Consider the following 18450-nt stretch of genomic DNA (forward strand, 5'->3'; position numbering starts at 1 on the left):
CTAGCTCCGGTGCCGCAGCGAGTAATAGAAAATCAGGCCGTAGCCTACCGTCAGCATCAGGTGGAACGGGACGAGGCCCCAGTCGCCAAAGTAGAGGCCCGCCGCAATACCACCGGCAAAGTACAAGGTCAGTACCCCTTCCAGCACAGTAACTCCGTCGAGTAGGGAGCCGGTGCGGTAGCGGCGGCCCCGCCAAGTGCCCTGCCGGTGCACCAGCCCCAACTTAGGCGTCCGGATAAACGCCGACTGCCGGCCCAGCCACCCCAGCACCACCGCCCGCGCGTTGTGCAACGTGAGCCCCATCGACATGGAGAGAAACAGCAGGAATTTCGGAACAAACTGTCCGGCCGAAGCGCCTGGCTTATCTAGCTGCCAGCTGCTGTAGTAGTAGTAGATGAGCGGCACAAAAGCCAGCAAAAACACCGAGGCCAGCTGCAAGAGCGGCTTGAGCTGCGGCAAATCAGCCCGCACGAACACCAGCGGCACACTCACCACGGCCATCAGCAGAATGGCCACAAACACGCTGCTATTGAGCAAGTGAAACGCCGCGTGCAGCTTGGTGGCGGCCGTTTGGTTGGAGCGCAGCACCGTGCCCAGGTGCTTGCGGGCCGTTTCGGCGGCGCCCTTGTTCCAGCGAAACTGCTGCGACTTGAGGGCATCCATAGCAGCAGGCAGCTCGGCGGGGGCCACCACCTGCGGCAGGTAGCGGAACCGCCAGCCCCGTAGCTGGGCTCGGTAGCTCAAATCCAGGTCTTCGGTGAGGGTATCGGTATGCCAGCCGCCAGCATCCTCAATGCAAGCGCGCCGCCATACGCCACCGGTGCCGTTGAAGTTGATGAAGTGCCCGCCGCTAGTTCGGCCTACCTGCTCCAGGTAGAAATGCGCGTTCAGCCCAAACGCCTGCAACTCCGTCAGCAGTGAATAATCTTCGTTGAGGTGGCCCCAACGGGTCTGCACCACCCCAATTTGGGGCGTATCGAAATAGGGTAGCGTGCGGCGCAGGAAGTCAGGCTCGGGCACAAAATCGGCGTCGAAAATGGCAATGAACTCGCCGTTGGTTAGCTCCAGTCCGTGCCGAAGCGCCCCCGCCTTAAAGCCCTGCCGGTCAGTTCGGCGCACCTGGTCGATGCGCAGGCCCTGGGCGCGGTAGTGGGCCACGCGGGCAGCCACCAGGCCCACGGTTTCGTCGGTGGAGTCGTCGAGGACTTGCAGGTGCAGCTTATCGGCCGGGTAATCGAGGGCAGCGCAGGCATCAAGCAGGCGCTCTGCTACATACACTTCGTTGTAGAGCGGTAGCTGCACCGTCACGCGCGGCCAGACAGCCGGGGCAGCCGGTTCAGGCGGCAGTCCGCGCGCGTAGGCCCGTAGCGCCAGCCGCGTCAGCTGAAACTGCGTGAGACTGAAGCCCAGGATAAACACCAAGCACAGCCCGTAAAGCACCAGCAGCGTAATTTCAAGAAAGAGCATTCTATGGTAAGAAGCGGGAAGCCAGGAGTGAGAAACTGGAAGCTAGAATAGAAAAAGTAGAAGAGGTTGAAAGTGAGAAGCAGAACCGGAAGCGGAGGGGCGTCACGTACAACTGCTGTCTTCTAGCTCCTAGCTTCTTCCCTCACAAATAGCGGAAAATAGTCCAGAGAATCTTGTAGCCGGCGCCCAAGGTGCCGCGCACCGTGCCCGACACCTTGCTGACGCCGATGCGCCGCCGGTAGCGCACGGGTACTTCGGTGCTGCGGAGCTTGAGCTTGGCGGCCTTGAGCTGCATTTCCACCGTCCAGCCGTAGGTGGTATCCTGCATACCGATACGCTGCAAAGCCGTAGCCCGGATTGCCCGGAAAGGCCCCAAGTCGGTGAACTGGGCGCCGTACAGCCGTTTCAGAAGCGTAGTAGCCAGCCAGTTACCAAAAATCTGCTGGGGCAGCATCGAGCCGTCTTCGCGCTGGCCCAGAGCCCGGGAACCAATTACCATGTCGGCCTCGCCGCGCAGAATAGGGGCCAGCAGCAGCGGCATTTCCTCGGGATAGTCGGAATGGTCGCCATCCACAAACACGATAATGTCGGGCTGCTCGGCGGCGGGGCGGGCAAAGCAGCGGGCCATGCCGGCCAGGCAGGCGTGCCCGTAGCCGGGCCGGGTTTCGCGGATAACGGTGGCGCCGGCGGCCTGGGCTACGGCGCCGGTTTGGTCGGAAGAGTTGTTGTCAACCACGATAACCTCTCGCGCCAAGCCCGCCGGAATTTCAGCCAGCACCAGCCCTATCGACTGTTCTTCATTGTAAGCGGGAATGATAACGTCAATCAGAGGCATGGGCAGGAGGGAAGGCGCGGGAAGAAAGTTGGCCGGGCCGTGGCGCCGGGCGTCGGCAACAGCTAAACCGCAAAGATGAGACTTGAAACTTCAGCAAGTCGGCCTTTCCGGAATTTTCACCGCGGGCTGCTGCCTTCGCCGGATATTTCACTACGTAAGCTCGACAATTCGGTATCTTCGCCAGCAAATTCCAAATACATAATGGGGGCTTTACAAACAGATATGCTGCAACTTGCCCAGCGCAAGCGGCGCGTGGTGTCGTTACAAACCAGTAGTGGGCTGTTCTTGGGCTACGTGCTTAGCCATAACCCCGACGTGCTAGTGCTGCGCACCATCACCCGCCAAGGTTTGCTGACGGGCGTGCGGACTATTGGCCTGAATACGATTTCGCAGGTGCATTTCGACGACCGGTACGTGCGTCTGATTGAATTCAAAGAGCATAACCCCGAAGTGGTATACGGCTTGCCCGCCGCCCCCGACGGGCTGGAAAACCAGTACCTGACGGTGCCAGTACTCTTGCAGCGCGCCCAGGAAGTACGCCAGCTAGTAATGCTGGAAACGCAGGGCGACAACGACCTGTACGGCTACGTGCTCCGCCTCACGGAAGATGAATTGCTGCTGGAAGTGTACACCCAATATGGCGAAGCCGATGGCCGAACCGTGCTCAACATCGACGATATCCGTAGCGTAATTTGGAGCGACGAAGACACCCGTACCATTGAGCTGCTGCTTAAGCAGCACGGGTTAAACGAGGGTGGAACAACCGGCGAGTAAAACCTTGCCGTAGCTGCCGCACCAGCTTCACCGCCAGCGCTAGCCTGATATTCACAGCGGTAGTAGCCAGGAGGTGTGAAGGAGGTTTACAGTCAAGCAGGCTGGTTTTGCGTAAGCAGTAGCTGACTTCAACTGCCTTGTTTATGCGCAATTGCTGCTTTTTGCTGCTATTTTTTCTGTTGTTTGCTGCCGTACCCGGCCTTGCCCAAACGCCCCCATCGGCCTTCAATGCTACGCTGGATGGCTACTCTTATCCGTTTCCGGTGCAGGTGCTACCACTGAAGCTGGAAGGCCAGAACCTGCGTATGGCGTACATGGATGTGGCCCCTACCGCTAAAGCCAACGGCCGGACCGTGGTGCTGCTGCACGGCAAAAACTTCTTCGGGGCTTACTGGCGCGAAACCATTAAGGCGCTTACGGCCGCCGGTTTCCGGGTGGTTGTGCCCGACCAGATAGGCTTTGGCAAGTCTGATAAGCCCGACCTTCACTATTCCTTCCACCAACTCGCCCACAATACCAAGTACCTGCTCGATACGTTGGGCGTGCGCCGGGCCGTGGTGGTAGGGCATAGCATGGGCGGCATGCTGGCAACCCGTTTCGCGCTGATGTACCCCGAAGCTACCGAAAAGCTGGTGCTGGAAAACCCCATCGGGCTGGAAGACTACCGGGTGGGCGTGCCGTTCCAGCCCATAGCCCAGGCCGAAGCTACTGAGCGCAAAAGCACCGAAGAAAGCATCCGGAAATACCACGCTACCTATTACCCCAATGGCTACCCCAAAGCGCACGACGAGTGGCTGCTGCCCCTGGCGGCCCAAACCCGCCACCCCGATTTTGTGAAAGTAGCCCGTGCCAATGCCCTCACCTTCGATATGATTTATCAGCAGCCGGTGAGCTACGAGTTCAGCTGGGTAGCCGTACCCACGCTGCTCATCATTGGGCAAGCCGACCGCACGGTGGTAGGCAAAGGCCTCATCAAAGACCCGAAAGTGCTGGCAAAGATGGGGCAATATCCGGCGCTGGGTCAGCGCACTGCGGCAGCCATCAAAGGATCCAAGCTGGTGCCGCTGCCGGGCGTAGGACACATTCCGCACTTGGAGGCTACACCGCAATTTCTGGCGGCGCTGCTGGCTTTTGTGCGGTAGGGCAGCTTCTGAAAGCAACTGCTGATGCTGCTGTGCCAACCAGTTATAGTGAATAGTACGTATTACCGTTTGGCAACTCACTGAACCTTCCGGAACCAGGTTGTAGATTGCGCGCCCATTTCAGCGACCTTCCCTTCATGTTTGAAAATTCCTTACGCTGGCTGCTGCCTATGTTGCTGCTGTTAGCGTTGCCAGCCGTCGCTCAACAGCAACCGGCTGCCCCTAAACCTACGCCCACCCAGCAACGGTCAACGCCCCCCAGGAAGCCTGCTCGCCGGCCTGTTGCTCGCCCCAAAACCACCAAGCCTACCCCCAAGCCGGTGGCCCCCAAGCTGGAGCACGCCGTAGTCATAAGCGTGAGTGACACCATTAAGCACCGCTTTGTTGTACCGCAAGTGCAGATGGCTAATGCCGCGGTGGCAGCCCGCATCAATTTAGGGCTAACGGATGCCGCCTTGGGCGAAGACCTGGAGGATGTACCTCAACCACTCACGGCCCAGGCAGCCATCGACCAGGCTCACGTAGAATTTGAAGCTGGCAAAAGCGGTTTCACCGAGTCGCGCTATGAGGTGCTCTACAACGACCATAACCTGTTGTCGGTAGAGTGCATTTCTGAATACTTGGGGGCATACCCGTCCACTGTGCGGCGCCACGCCACCTTTGATTTGCGCACGGGCCGCCTGCTGGAAGTGCGTGACCTAGTGGCCGATACGGCATCCTTGCGGCAGCGCTGGCAGGAGTCCATCAATCGGCGCGTAACAGAGCACCTGCGCACCCTGCCCAACGAGTACCCCCAACTGACCACTGATTCGGTGATGTTGGCCGATGTGAAACAGCGCCTCTACTGGAACGATAGCCTCAAGGCGGTGGAACTGCTGCCCGAAGAACCGCGCTTCTATGACTTCGCCCTCACGCCCTTCGGCCTGATGCTATACTACGACTTTGGATTTCCCCACGTCATTCAGGCCCTGCAACCCGAGCTGAACTACCAGTTCCTTTACGCCAACCTCAAGCCCTGGCTGAAACCCAAAGGCCCCTTGGATTTTTGAGCGGATTCAGAACCAAGACAACCCATCTAAAGGCCGAAAAGTCGCTCAATCGGAGCATTTGAAGCGGAACACATTGCTTAGTAAGTCATTATAAAAACGCCCGTCATTCCGAGTTTATCGAGGAATGACGGGCGTTTTAGTTTGTTGGAAACACTCTACTGGTCAAAGGTTGACTGGCCAATTATTGAGTGGTACATTCAACAATAAGCCAGTCAACCTTTACCCCTTAACTCAATATGCGCAAGGAGTCAGGGTGGATGAGCTGGGAGCTTTGGTAGCGGCCTTCACGCGGGCCATTTTCTAGGTTAAGCACGCCACGGGGGCAGGCCGTGCTACATAGGCCACATCCCACACAAGCGGCCCGAATGATGGGCTCCCCGCGCTGGGCGTATTGCTTCACGTCGATGCCCATCTCGCACACATTGGAGCAGTTGCCGCACGATATGCACTGCGCGCCATTAGTGGTGATGCGGAAACGAGAGAAATGCTTCTGCAACAACCCCAGGTACGCCGCCATCGGGCACCCAAACCGGCACCACACCCGGCTGCCCAACAGTGGGTAGAATCCTACTCCAATCACGCCCGAAAACACCGAGCCAATAGCAAAACCGTAGGCCCTGGATAGTGGATCGGCGACGGGTTGCAAGGCGGGCACCGCGCCCGAAGCGGCCAGCCACAGCAGCGCCGTGAGCAGCACAATCAGCACCAGCACCGCGTAGATAATGCGCACTTCCCAGCGCCAAGCCGCGCGGCTTTTGTCGGAGAGGTGGCGGTAGGGGTCGCCGGCGGTTTCGGCAAGGCCGCCGCAGCCGCACACCCACGAGCAATACCAGCGCTTACCGTAGAAATAGGTGAGAATGGGCGTGCCTACAAACGACATGACCACGCCCCAAAACACCATGAATACCCCCAGTCCCGGCCCACCATCCTTCAGCAGATATCCCACGGTGCCCGGAAACAGGTAGTCATATTTCAGGGGCCAGAAGTAGCTGAAATAGTATTCGGGCCGCTGGAAAGCCAACAGTAAGCCTGGTAGCAAAAAGGCAAACCCCAACTGAAAGAACATCACCGAAACCGTGCGGACCCGCTGATACGGCGAATGACGGTAACGCCACAACGCTCGTCCCCCCATCACCAATATAGCCAATGTATAGAAAGTGCCATACAGAAACCACTGGTCGGAAGGCTTGTGGCGCAGAGCTTGGCTGAACGGGTCGAGGGCGTGTACTAACTGATTGAGCGGCCCGAAATTGCCTTGGTCGTCGGGGCTGCTAAACCAATAAAGCACTACATAAAAACCAGTTAGCACCACTGCCGTCAGCCAAGCTACTGCCCCGCGTCCGGTGCTGCCCCGCAGCCATAGGTTGTTGTGCCGTACGCCCGCTGGGCCTTGCCCAAAGTGTCGCCATGCCCAGCCTAGCGTGCCGCCTCCAATTAGCGTTAAAGCCACCCAGAAACTGAATTTTGCCCGTTGGGCATCGGCGTCAAACGCCACAGTAGTCAAAGCTACCAGCCCCAGCCCGACACTGGTAAGCAGGGCCTTTTCGAGGCCTGGTGTGTTCGGGACGGGGGGTGGCGTCAGGATGAGAGGAACGGCAGAAGCCATGCTATGAACAGGATAAAGAAAAAGTAACGCCCCACACCAAATGAGGTGCGAAGGCGAAGCTACCGGAACAAAAGGTGTTGCCTAAAGGAATTATGGAAGCTACGTTGTAGAGGCCTTACCAAAGGTCCTTGCTGCGGAAGTGCCCCGGCTTAGTGTGCGTAATCGTGGTCGTCATGCTCATCATCGTCGTGGTGATGATGATGATGCGGAGCCGCCGGCTTGCCAAACAGGTTGATGAGCGTGCCGCCCACGTATAGCGCCGCCCAGCACACATACAGCCAGTTGTAGCCAACTGGTGTGGACTTAGTGAAAAAATGCAGCACCAAGTGAGCACCAGCACTCATAATCAGGCCCGTGACGGCAATAAACTGAAAGCTATTGAGGGCGCTGGGACGGTATAGTTTGTTGAAATCCATTGGAGCAAGTGAAAGGCGGGGTAATGGTGGCCCAAAAGTAAAGCGCCTTTGTAGAGCAACAGGCCAAGCCTGCTAACGGCTAGCGGGCGGCGCGGTTGAGCTGCAAGGCACGCAGTAGCCCGCGCCGACGCTTCAAGGTTACGGGTTGGGCCGGAAACTGCTCATTGAACTGTCGGACAATGGCTGCTTCGTGCTGCCGGAAAAACTCAGGGTCGAAGTTGGCGGCTCCTAGCTCTTGCAATACAGTCTGCACTGGCGTTGCGGCTTGCAGCCAGGCTTCCCACACCTCATGGCGCTGCCGGATGCCCATGGCATTCATGCCTGTCACGGCGAATTGAGCATCAGGCCGGAAGTTGATGCGGAATGCTAGCGGAGCCGTAGGGTGCTGCCAGTAGAACGACTCTTCGCCCGGCGCCGGCACCACGGGTACGCGGCCGTAGGTTTGATATTCGAGGTTGAAAAACTTAGCCGAGTTAAACCACGTTCCGCGTCGGTAAGGCAGCGGCTGCCCACAGATAGTATGCGCCACGGTTTCGCCCTGGGCTCGGCCAGTGTACCAAAGCTGCTCGATAGGAACTTCCCCAGCGCCGGGTTGGCGGTGTTGGGCACAGTCGCCAGCGGCATACACCCCTTGGGCGCTGGTTTCCAGCAGTTCATTCACTAGAATGCCTCGGTCGGTAGCCAAGCCGGCCGCTTTAGCCAACTCGATATTAGGCGTCACGCCGGTGGCCAGCCCCACCCATTGAGTCAGTATCTTTTCACCAGTTGTGGTGCATACGGTCTGCACGTGTCCTTCTGTATTGGGTAGCAGCTCGGCCAGTTCGGTGCGATACCGAACGTTGATGTGGTGGGCCCGCAACTGCTGGTCAATCAACTCGGCTTCGGGTTTGGGCAGCACTGAGGCCCAATAGTGGGCGTCGCGGACCAGCAGCGTAACCTGGATACCGCGCGAGTGTAGCATTTCAGCTAGCTCGATGCCAATCAGGCCGCCACCTACCACCACCGCATGCTTAATATCGTGCGTATCGCGGCTCATACGAGCCATATCAGGCAACGAATATAGGCCCTGCACCCCGCGTAAGTCCTGGCCTGGCCAGCCAGCGAAGCGGCTTACCGAGCCCGTGGCCAGCAAGAGCTGATCGTAGGATAAAATACGTTCAGTGCTTAAGGTCAGTTCTTTGCGCTGAAGGTCTAACCCGGTGGCGGTTGCAAAAACCAGGTCGAGACGGTTTTCTTGCCAAAACCAGTCTTCGTAAGGTTTGATATCGGGGTAGCGCAGATGGCCCATGTACACGTACATCAGCGCCGTGCGGGAGAAATGGTGGGTTGTTTCGTCGGATACCAGTGTAATACGCGCAGCCGGTTGCAGGCGTCGGGCAGTGAGAGCCGCCGTTACGCCTGTAATGCCATTGCCGATAATAACTAGGTGCATAAGTGAATATAATACAACTAGTAGCCTAAAAGGCTATCAGTTGATATGGAAGTAGAATGAAACAAAGTGATGCACCAAAAGTCTTGGGTAAGCCTCGAACTTGAAGCCTACTTCAACTGCGTGTAGCCAAACTATCTGCGTATGGTTGCGCTATAGGCGAAACGTTTCAGCACATCATCAGCCAACTCCCTGCTCAGTATGGGTGGACATAGTTAGGTAATTGTATCATATATCTAATATTTTTTTGAAAAATATACTGTTGCGGTGGCATAAATAGATGTGCAAAGCAGAAGAAATTTCCACGGAATGGAAAAGTGATGATAAGATACGTGCCTAGATTCTGGATTCCAGATAGAAAACCCAGTTGGCGCGATACAACTTCACTAGTACCAGCCCGTAAGAATAGGTAAGCATCCTATCTCACCTCAATTCGCACAGCCATGATACTCGATAAATTGTTTGGTAAAGACGAAGTCAACGACGACGATAAAGCAAACAGCGGAATCACTGATAAACAACCCGCTCCGTATAACGAAGAGCTGGAAAAAGAAAAAACGTATAAAGCCGACCAAAGCAACGGCAAAGAAGCCAACGACCCATCGGCACAGCGCAACACCGGAGCCCAGGGCTACACCCAGCGTAGCGACCAGAAAGACCAACTGCAAAACCTGCACATTGGCGGTAGCGAAACGGAGCCCCAGGGCGGCAACGACCACAGCAACTCTGGTGAAAACTCGGCGGGCCCCGGCTTCGAGGCAGAAGGTAGCATCGAGCTAGACCACAAGCTCCGCACCCGCGACCAAGAATTTGGAGAAAGTGCCCCTAGCGGTCCTGCTACCCCAGTACACGACTAAGCTGCCACAAGTAGCCCCCATGCAAAAGCGCCGCGCCGGATATCCAGCACGGCGCTTTTGCATGGGGGCTACTTGTGGCAGCAACTTACTGGGAAGCGCCAAACCGTTTGCCAAACAGGAAATATACCGGCACGCCTAACGCTACCAACCCCAGCCCGATACCTGAGTCTTTGGCAGTAGCCGGCGACACGAGCAGCACCACGCAGAAGGCCGAGGCTAACACCACGTACAGCAGCGGAATAACCGGGTAGCCCAGCGCCCGGTAAGGCCGGGGCACATCGGGGCGGGTACGGCGCAGAATGAAGATGCCGATAATGGTAATGACGTAGAACAGTATAACCGAAAACATCACAAAATTCAATAACTGCCCATACGACCCGGACAAACACAGCCCGCAGGCCCACAAGCATTGTGCCCACAGAGCTACGCCGGGTACGCCAGCCTTGTTGAGGCGGGCCATGCCAGGGAAGAACAGACCGTCTTTAGCCATAGCGTAGTAGGCCCGGGCCCCGCTCAGAATAATGCTGTTGTTGGCCCCGAAAGTGCTGATCATAATCAACACAGCCATTACGTAAGCCCCGGCGCGGCCCAGAATGCTCTCAGCTACGGCAGTGGCTACCAGGTCGTTGTTGGTGTACATAATGCCCCGGCTCACTACGTCGGTGGCGGCGGCGGTGGGGTCGCCATGCAGGGGCAGTACCAGCAGATACACCAAGTTGATGAGCAGGTACAGTGCCGTAACGATGCCCGTGCCAATGGCCATGCTCAGCACGATGGTCCGCTCGGGCCGCACAATTTCGTCGCCCGAGAAGCCAATGTTGTTCCAGGCATCCGAGCTAAACAATGAGCCCGTCATGGCCAGTCCGATGGCTCCAACCAAGCCCCACGTGCTAAGCGGCACCGACTGACCGGTGGGCGAAAAGCTGGCCGCCTTCCACATATCATGAAAGTTGAGGGCCACGGCTTGGTCGTTGATGCCAAGGGCCAGCCCGAACATAATAAGCAAGGCCAGAGCTACCAGCTTGGTGCTACCGAAGATGTTGGAAATCAGCTTGCCCCCGCGCACCCCGCGCGAGTTCACCCATGTAAGGCCCACCAGCAGGAAAATGGCCAGCAGCTGCACCGAATTGAACTGAAACGAGCCGATGCTAAAGAGAATGTTAGTTTGGCTGAACCATGGCAGCAGCACCCCCGTGAAGCGCGCAAAGGCCACCGCCACCGCCGCAATTACACCAGTCTGAATCACCAGAAACAAAGACCAGCCGTAGAGAAATGCCACCAGCTTGTTGTAGGCCTCGCGCAGATACACATACTGCCCGCCCACCTTCGGGAACATGGCTGCCAACTCGCCATAGCTCACGGCCCCGGCCAGGGTGATAAAGCCGGTCAGAATCCAGACCACTAGCAGCCAACCGCTGGAGCCAACCTGCCGCGAAATGTCGGCTGACACAATGAAAATACCAGAGCCGATCATACTGCCAGTCACAATCATGATGGCGTCGAAGAGCGTAATGGCCCGCTGAAAGTGGCCTTGTTGTTCGGACATACTTAAGAGAGTAGGAAGTGTTTCAGGGCGGAAGATAAGTGGATTTAATAGAGACTGTGAATTTGCTGATGCAACCTTATGGCGGCAGCAAGTATCTTCTGCGCAGTAAGTGGCCCCGGACTGTACTTTGGGAACCACCTGCACTTTATCGGCAGTTAGTATGTTTACTTTGCCGCCGCAGGCCAGGCCGGGTAGCGCCTAGCCAAGGATACTTTCATGTCTGTCCACCATTTATAAGTTTGGCCGGCCTACCTGGTTGGCTAGCCTTTTCACTTTCTTTTATGCCCCATCAGCTTTCCACTTTCCAACTCTGGCAGCGCCTGACCAGCGCCGTTCTATTGCTGGCAGCCCCCATGCTTCTGGCTTCCTGCAACGACAAAATCGACATTGATGCGTTGAATGCTAAAGCGTTACAGCGCCAGAAAGAAGTTCGCACTGCCGACTCGCTGGCCATCACCAAGTACATTGCCGACAGCAGCTTCATCAACGTACAGCGCCAACGTTCCGGCTTGTACCTGATAACCAAAGTGCCCGGCACTGGCACGCCGCCGACGACTGGCCAGCAAACCACGGTGATTTATCGGGGTACTTTGCTCACTAATCAGGTGTTCGACGCGGGCCTCGGAGCCGATGGCCGGCCAGCTCCCATTACATTTCCGGTGGGTAGGGGCGTAGTAATTCCGGGTTGGGATGAAGGCATTGGCCTGATGCGTAAAGGGCAGAAAGCTATTTTGCTGATTCCATCAGAGTTGGCCTATGGTCCCTCGGGGGCGGGCAGCCGAATTCCGGGCGACTCCCCTCTGCGTTTCGATGTTGAGCTGACCAACATTCAGTAGCCTGCACAACCAATAGCTAAGCCCCCTGCCAGTTGCCAATGAAGGCGGCCGGCAGGGGGCTTAGCGGTTGGAAGAACTTAGGCGCAGAGAAAAAACCTGCATGCTAAAGCAAGTTAGCCCGCCCGCATAATAACATACAGCGACCCAACCGATACTGCCAGCCACAACAGCAGCCCTAGCACGTACTGCCGGCTACCCACTGCCCGCAGCACGCGCCCCGACAGGCCCGCCCCAATGAAAAACAGCGTAACAGTCAGCCCTATTTTAGCCAAACCCACCAGTACCGGCCCAAGCGGCTTAGCAGCAGGCACAAACGTGTTGATTAGCATGGCTCCGATGAAGCCCAGAATGAAATAGGGAAGCTTGATTTTCACGCCCTTCTGCTTGAACACGAGGGCTGTGCCAACCGATACCGGGATAATCCAGAGGGCCCGTGCCAGCTTTACAGTGGTAGCTACTTGCAGTGCCTCACTGCCGTAGGCTGAAGCGGCACCTACCACCGACGAGGTATCGTGGATGGCAATGGCGCACCATAGGCCAAACTGATGTTGGGTGAGGTACAGGGCGTGGCCGATAGGAGGGAAGGCGAAAAGCGCCAGCACATTGAGCACGAACACCGTCGCCAGACTCACTGACATGGCCTCATCGTTGGCGCGTAGCACGGGCCCCACGGCCGCAATAGCCGAGCCCCCGCAGATAGCCGTACCGCACGAAATCAGGTGGATCACATGGCGGTGCAGCCCTAGCCACCGGCCTACCAGGTAGCCCAGCCCCAGCGTCCCGATGATGGAAGCCATCGTGAACAGCAACCCTTCTTGCCCCACCTGCACGGCTGTATGCGCGTTCATCCCGAAGCCCAAGCCGACAACTGAAAATTGCAGTAGCTTGGGAGTGAGAACTTTAACGCGGGATGCAAAAGGATTGCCTAGGGTTTGAGCCAGTATCAAGCCCAAGCCCAAAGCCAGCGGGGGAGAAGCCCAGGGCGTGAGGCAAAAGAGCAACAGCCCCCCGAACACCAGCTGGCGAACGGTAAGCTCCCAGTTGAAAATTGCCTTTACGGCCTTGGCGGGTGGTATTTCACTGGTATCTGGTGCTGGAAAAGGTGGAGCAAGGTGGCGCGAGGCAGGAGGGTGGGTGGTGGGGGAGGTCATGTAAGAAGCAAGGGCTAATGCCGCTGCAAACTTACGGTTCAGTTTCGTGGTATAGTTATACGTATATGTTATGCACGATAACCTATGGTTATTGCAATTGGGTGATTTATCCCGAATTTGACCGTAAGTCTAGTTGCTCTATTGAAGCTGCTCCCGTACAAGACTCATAAACCGTTGAGCTGCCCTAATAGGAGGCTGCCCCTGCACCCATACCGCCTCAAACTGACGCGACAAATGCAGTCCTACAATCGGAACTACGCTTAAAGCACCTGCGGCTAGCTCCCGGTCGAGGGCCCGCCGCGATACAAACCCCAACGCTTCGGGAGCGGCTTCGAGGTAGCTTTTAATAGCTTCAGTATTGTCTAGGTAGATGGCAACAGGTAGGGCGCTGAGCTTAATATGCTGGGCTCGGAGCGCAAATTCCAGAATTTCCAGCGTACCAGAGCCTCGTTCCCGCAATACCAAAGGGTGCGCCAGTGCCTCGGCTAGCGTAAGGGGCGTGTGAGCCAGGCCATTGGTGCGCGCGCTACGTACGGCCACTAGCTCGTCGGGGAGTAGCAGCTCATAATGCAAGTCGCGGCTTTTTGTGCGCCCCTCTACAAAGCCCAAATCCAACTCACCGCGTAGTAGCGCCTCGGCAATTTGTTCGGAATTGGCGTTGCGTAACGAAAGCTGCACTTGCGGATAGCGCGCCTGAAAAGCGGGCAATAAGCCCGGCAGCACGTACTGGCTGAGAGTAGTGCTGGCCCCCAGGCGCAAGCGGCCGGCGGTTTCGTTGGGGTTGCGCAGGGCCAGGAGCTGTTCAGTGAGTGCCTGTTGCGCGGCGGCTACGGTTTCGGCATGGGCTTGCAGCAGGCGGCCCGCTTCAGTAAGCGTTACCCGGCTGCCGCGCCGCTCTAGCAGGCGCTGACTGTACTCCGCCTCTAGCTCCCGAATGTGCTTGGTAACGGCTGGTTGGCTGATAAATAACTCTTGGCCGGCCTTAGTGAAGCTTAGGTGCCGGGCCACAGCCGCAAATACGCGCAAACGGAAATCAGACATGCCGCAAAGTACACAGGAGTAGCGGCCCGCCGAAGATGAATCGAGCTGGGAAATGAGAGCTAACTCAGGGAAACAACGGAGGAGCATAGGCACGAGGCGGGTTTTGTCGTATGAGAGTACAGATTGCCACCACCTGCTGCCGAATAGCTATTTTTGCCGCCCTCCCTCCGGCACCGCCGTATGTCCAAAAAGCTACTTGCCTTTCTGACTGCCCTTTTGCTGCTGGCGGCCTTGGCCTCCTACGTGTATTACCGGCGCACTATTGCGGCCGTACCCGTTGACCCGTGGGCGCTGGTGCCCGACGATGCCGTGCTGGTAACCGCCACCCGCGACCATCCCATGCTGGTGCGCCACCTCAAGGAAACCCAGCTCTGGGACAACCTGCTGGCCGTGCGCTACTTCGAAGCCCTTCAAGACAACGTGGCGCTGGTTGATAGCCTGACGGGGGGGCGCAACGTAGTGCAGCGTTTTCTGGGCCACAAAAACGTGCTCATGTCACTGCACGTCACGCAGCCCAACCAGTTCGATTTGCTGCTGCAAGTACCTATCCTCAGCGTGCGGGAGTACCGGCTGGTGCGCAGCCTCACCGACGCACTTGCCCGCGACGCGCACTTTCAGGTAAGCACCCGCGACTACGAAGGCACTGTACTGACGGAAGTAGTCGAGCCGGGTACCGGTCGGGGTGTTACGTTTTTCAACTACCGCAACCATCTGCTAGTCAGTACTAATCCAACTCTGGTAGAAGCCGTCATCCGGCGCGTAGCCGGCCCTGACCAGCCCACTGTAGCCGCCGAGTTTCAAAGCACTGAATTCTTCCGGCTGCGCGACGTAGATGCCACATTGCTGGTCAACTACCGCCGGCTGCCACAGCTACTGGGTGTATTTTTCCGGCGGGAGCTGGTGCCCGACATTGGCTCGGTGGCCAGTTTGGCCCGCAACGGGCAGCTTGAAATGAAGCTGGTCGGCAACAAGATGGTATTCAAGGGTTTCGCCAACCCCGAAACCGCCAGCGGCAGCCTACATGAGCAGTTGCGCGGCCAGCCCACCCAGCGTCTGCGCATGGCGGATGTGCTGAGTTTACGCACGGCCCTGCTGGTGCATCTGAGCTTGGGCGAAGTGGAAGTGTTGCGCGGTGCCCGCCGCCCCACCACTCCCGATACGCTGGCCGCCAATGTCAACCCGCTGCTCGACAGTTTGGCTGCCGGGCTGGGGCAGGAAGTGGCCATGTGCTACCTCACGCAGTCGTCGGCACGGGTAAGCCCGGTACGGTTGGCGCTGGCCTGGTGCCCGCAACCAGCGCGGCAGGCGTTGCTACTGGGCCAGCTGCGGCGCGTGGTAGGGGCTAGCCCAGCTTTCGAGCGGGTGGGGCCGTATCAGCTCTACACTACTGGAGTGCCTGAACTGCCCGCGCAGTTGTTGGGCCCGTTGTTTGCCGGTTTCCGGCAGCCCGTGGTGGCGGTGGTTGGCAATTATGTGGTGTTTGGAGAAGATGCCGCCGGTCTGCGCCAGCTCCTGACCGATGTAGCGGCTGGCGAGGTGTGGGCCCGTTCACCTACGCAGGTAGCGTTTTTGCAGGAAGCCCAACCGCTAGCTCGGTTGCGGGTGCTAGTTGATACGCGCAACGCCTGGAATTTGCTGCTGCGGGGCCTAGTAGAAGAGCGGCGGGCTGGACTGCTGCGCAACGAGGTATTATTCAAGCGTTTTCCGCAGATAGTCTGGCAGTTTGTGCCCGCCAGCAACGAAACCGAACCCGGTGCTCAGTATTTCACCGAGTTGATTATGCGCCATCCTGCCATAGGACCGGCCGTGGCCCAGATGCAGGGCGCCAATGGTACGGGGGCGGTGCTTACTTTTAAAACACCTCTGAGCAGTGCCCCAACGCTAGTACCGGTGGGAGCTACCCGCTCGGGCGTGCTGGTGCAGGATGCCACACAGGTGCTGCACTACATCACGCCCGAAAACGCCGTGGCCTGGTCCGATTCGTTGCCGGGGCCGGTAATTGGGGCAATTCAGCGGCGTACCATAGCTGGACAGCCAAGCTACCTGCTGGCTACGGCCGGGCAGCTACATTGCCTGACTGCGGCCGGCCGATCAGCGCCCAACTTCCCGCTCAACCTACCCGATTCGGTGCAGGCAACGTCCCTGAGCGTATCGCCAGCTGGTACCGACAAAACCCCGCCGCGCCTGCTGGTAGCGGGCGGCGGCGGCAACCTGTTTCTCTACGATACCAACGGCAACGCCTACCCCGGCTGGCAGCCCCGCCGCTTCGATTTCAACTTGGCCGCGCCACCGTTGTACCTGACTGTGGGTAGCCGCGACGTGATAGTGGTGCTGCTGGAAAACGGCTATGTGTACGCCTGCGACTTACAGGGCGGCGTGTATCCTGGCTTTCCCATCAGCGTGGGGGCCCGGCTACAAAGCACTGCCCTGGTGGAAACCGGCGCTACACTGGGCCGCACCCGCCTAACGGTGATCAATCAACACGGTGAGCGAATTGCATTTTCGTTGGCGGGGGAAGTAACGAATCGGGGGCGGATTGCCACCTGGAGTCGCAATTCGGTGTTTCGGCTGGTGCCCGACCAGCGGGAGCGCAGCTACGTGGTTAGCCGGGAAGAAGGCGGGCAATACGATTTATTCGACCCTACGGGCCGCCGCCTACTCAGCCGCAAGTTCCTGACTTCGGCACCCAAGGCTACGCAGTTTTTCAATTTCGATGCTGAGCGCCGGTTCTACGCAGTTACCGAAACCGGACCGCGCCAAGCCTACGTCTACAACCAACAAGGCCAATTGCTAGGTAATCAGCCTTTCGAAAGCAGCGCTCTCACCATTGGCCTGGAATACGACGCGCCCAATAAGCTTTATCACCTCTACCGCACCGTAGGCAGCGAGCTGCGCCGCACAGATGTGAAGTGGTAGATGGTGAGATGGTGAAGTTGTGAAATAGTGAAGTAGTGAGTTTGATGGGGCATTGAAGCAATTTGCATCGCCAAAACATCAAACTTACTACTTCACCATTTCACAACTTCACCTATTCGTGAGCCAGCCTTTGCGGTAGAAGTAGTACACCTGCCCGATAACCATGAGGCCCATGAGGGTGAGCACGCCGGGGTAGCCCCAGGGCTGGTACAACTCGGGCATGTTGGCAGGGTTGGGGCCGGGCGGCGGGGCTTCGCGCGAGAAGTTCATGCCATACACGCCCGCCACAAAGCTCAGCGGAATGAAAATCGAGCTGATGATGGTCAGCACTTTCATCACCTCGTTCATGCGGTTGCTTTGGTTGGACATATACAAATCCACGAGGCTGCTCACCGATTCGCGGTAGGTTTCGGCTAGTTCCAGGGCCTGAATGGCGTGGTCGTAACTGTCGCGGAAGTACATCTTCATCTCCTCTGATACCACCTCGTCAGACATGCGCAGGATTTCGGCAATCTTCTCCCGCTCGGGGTACACCAAGCGGCGAAAACGGATGATGTCTTTTTTGATCCGTAAAATCCGGTTAAGCACCCGCCGATCGGGGCGGTCCTGCAAAATCCGGTCTTCTAGCTTCTCGATGTAGTCGCCGATGGCGGCCATGGTGGGGTAGTAGTGGTCGAGTACCACATCGGTAATGGCATAGGCCAGGTAGAGCGGCGGCTTGCGGGTGAGCTGACTGAAGCCGGAGCGGATGCGCTGCCGCACTGTGTTCAGGCAATCGTGGTAGTCGTCCTGAAAGGTGAGTACGTAATTTGGACCGGTGAACAAGGAAAGCTGGTCGTCATCCACTTCCAGCAGGGTGGTAAACTCGGTCATGCGCGACACCAGAAACAGGCGGTTCTCATCGAATATTTCCACTTTGGCCCGCTGATAGTCACCTAGCACGTCTTCCATCTGTAGCGGGTGCAGTTGGAAATCGTCGATGAGGCGCTGCATGAGTTCCAAGTCGTCGTAGCCGCGCACATCAATCCAGTGGCGCAGTTCCGGATGCGCGCGGAATTCGGTTAGCAATTCGTCGTAGCTGGCATATTCCTGCTCGGTATAATGCTGCTGATCAAAGGAAAGTAGAAACAGCCGCGGCTTGTACGAGCCTTCCCGAATGGTAAGCGTGCCGGGTCGGTTGCCCACCTGCTGCTCGCGGGCCAACTGCGTGGCTGAGCGGTCGGCTATCGAAGAAAGCTGCGTGTCCTCGGGCGGAAACGACGAGTCAAGCGGCTGGTCGGGGGCGAAGGTGGATGATTCCATAGGTGTCGTGAAGCTGGGCCAATGTACGGCAGAAGCATGAAGCAAGGATGAGCCGCTTAGTCTGCAACTGAAACAGTCGGCAG

Annotated in this window: 15 protein-coding genes; 6 read left to right on the forward strand and 9 right to left on the reverse strand. The window is 57.8% G+C overall.

Features of this window, described 5'->3' with window-relative positions:
• Together G536_RS0107040 and G536_RS0107045 are read right to left on the reverse strand one after the other, a co-directional pair.
• A complete protein-coding gene (locus G536_RS0107040) occupies nucleotides 1–1467 on the reverse strand; it encodes a cellulose synthase family protein (protein WP_022822878.1) in 1467 nt (488 codons plus the stop codon).
• A 142-nt stretch (nucleotides 1468–1609) separates the two neighbouring features.
• Entirely contained in the window at nucleotides 1610–2302 is a 693-nt protein-coding gene (locus G536_RS0107045; RefSeq protein WP_022822879.1) for a glycosyltransferase family 2 protein, read from the reverse strand.
• 222 nt (nucleotides 2303–2524) lie between these two features.
• Between G536_RS0107045 and G536_RS0107050 the strand changes: the two genes are divergently transcribed.
• The 3 genes from G536_RS0107050 (at nucleotide 2525) to G536_RS0107060 (ending at nucleotide 5267) form a co-directional block, all read left to right on the forward strand.
• Nucleotides 2525–3076, forward strand: a complete 552-nt coding sequence (locus tag G536_RS0107050) for a hypothetical protein (RefSeq protein WP_022822880.1) — start codon at nucleotides 2525–2527, stop codon at nucleotides 3074–3076.
• Nucleotides 3077–3237: 161 nt separating this feature from the next.
• On the forward strand, nucleotides 3238–4218 hold the full coding sequence (locus G536_RS0107055; protein ID WP_245575771.1) for an alpha/beta fold hydrolase: 981 nt from the start codon (nucleotides 3238–3240) through the stop codon (nucleotides 4216–4218).
• Between the two features lie 170 nt (nucleotides 4219–4388).
• Entirely contained in the window at nucleotides 4389–5267 is an 879-nt protein-coding gene (locus G536_RS0107060) for a polysaccharide deacetylase family protein (RefSeq protein WP_169515055.1), read from the forward strand.
• Between the two features lie 226 nt (nucleotides 5268–5493).
• Here G536_RS0107060 and G536_RS0107065 read toward each other — a convergent pair whose 3' ends face one another.
• From G536_RS0107065 to G536_RS0107075, 3 genes are all read right to left on the reverse strand, one after another.
• Complete coding sequence (locus tag G536_RS0107065; RefSeq protein WP_022822883.1) at nucleotides 5494–6873, reverse strand: 4Fe-4S binding protein; 1380 nt, start codon at nucleotides 6871–6873, stop codon at nucleotides 5494–5496.
• A 149-nt stretch (nucleotides 6874–7022) separates the two neighbouring features.
• Nucleotides 7023–7289, reverse strand: coding sequence for a hypothetical protein (locus G536_RS26700; protein ID WP_022822884.1), 267 nt, complete (start codon nucleotides 7287–7289; stop codon nucleotides 7023–7025).
• A 79-nt stretch (nucleotides 7290–7368) separates the two neighbouring features.
• Nucleotides 7369–8721, reverse strand: a complete 1353-nt coding sequence (locus G536_RS0107075) for an NAD(P)/FAD-dependent oxidoreductase (protein WP_022822885.1) — start codon at nucleotides 8719–8721, stop codon at nucleotides 7369–7371.
• Between the two features lie 440 nt (nucleotides 8722–9161).
• Between G536_RS0107075 and G536_RS26705 the strand changes: the two genes are divergently transcribed.
• Nucleotides 9162–9575, forward strand: coding sequence for a hypothetical protein (locus tag G536_RS26705; RefSeq protein ID WP_022822886.1), 414 nt, complete (start codon nucleotides 9162–9164; stop codon nucleotides 9573–9575).
• An 85-nt stretch (nucleotides 9576–9660) separates the two neighbouring features.
• Here the strand turns inward: G536_RS26705 and G536_RS0107085 are convergent, their stop codons facing one another.
• Nucleotides 9661–11121, reverse strand: coding sequence for an APC family permease (locus tag G536_RS0107085; RefSeq protein WP_022822887.1), 1461 nt, complete (start codon nucleotides 11119–11121; stop codon nucleotides 9661–9663).
• Nucleotides 11122–11402: 281 nt separating this feature from the next.
• Here G536_RS0107085 and G536_RS26710 point away from each other — a divergent pair, with 281 nt between their 5' ends.
• Entirely contained in the window at nucleotides 11403–11957 is a 555-nt protein-coding gene (locus G536_RS26710; RefSeq protein ID WP_022822888.1) for an FKBP-type peptidyl-prolyl cis-trans isomerase, read from the forward strand.
• Between the two features lie 113 nt (nucleotides 11958–12070).
• Here G536_RS26710 and G536_RS0107095 read toward each other — a convergent pair whose 3' ends face one another.
• Together G536_RS0107095 and G536_RS0107100 are read right to left on the reverse strand one after the other, a co-directional pair.
• Complete coding sequence (locus G536_RS0107095; protein ID WP_022822889.1) at nucleotides 12071–13108, reverse strand: YeiH family protein; 1038 nt, start codon at nucleotides 13106–13108, stop codon at nucleotides 12071–12073.
• A 138-nt stretch (nucleotides 13109–13246) separates the two neighbouring features.
• A complete protein-coding gene (locus G536_RS0107100) occupies nucleotides 13247–14149 on the reverse strand; it encodes a LysR substrate-binding domain-containing protein (RefSeq protein WP_022822890.1) in 903 nt (300 codons plus the stop codon).
• Between the two features lie 180 nt (nucleotides 14150–14329).
• Between G536_RS0107100 and G536_RS0107105 the strand changes: the two genes are divergently transcribed.
• On the forward strand, nucleotides 14330–17065 hold the full coding sequence (locus G536_RS0107105) for a hypothetical protein (protein ID WP_022822891.1): 2736 nt from the start codon (nucleotides 14330–14332) through the stop codon (nucleotides 17063–17065).
• 108 nt (nucleotides 17066–17173) lie between these two features.
• Here G536_RS0107105 and corA read toward each other — a convergent pair whose 3' ends face one another.
• The gene (corA, locus tag G536_RS26715) at nucleotides 17174–18367 is read right to left on the reverse strand and encodes a magnesium/cobalt transporter CorA (protein ID WP_022822892.1); all 1194 of its coding nucleotides are present in this window, start codon (nucleotides 18365–18367) and stop codon (nucleotides 17174–17176) included.
• Nucleotides 18368–18450 lie beyond the last annotated feature (83 nt).

The sequence above is a fragment of the Hymenobacter norwichensis DSM 15439 genome (assembly GCF_000420705.1).
Classification (GTDB): Bacteria; Bacteroidota; Bacteroidia; order Cytophagales; family Hymenobacteraceae; genus Hymenobacter; species Hymenobacter norwichensis.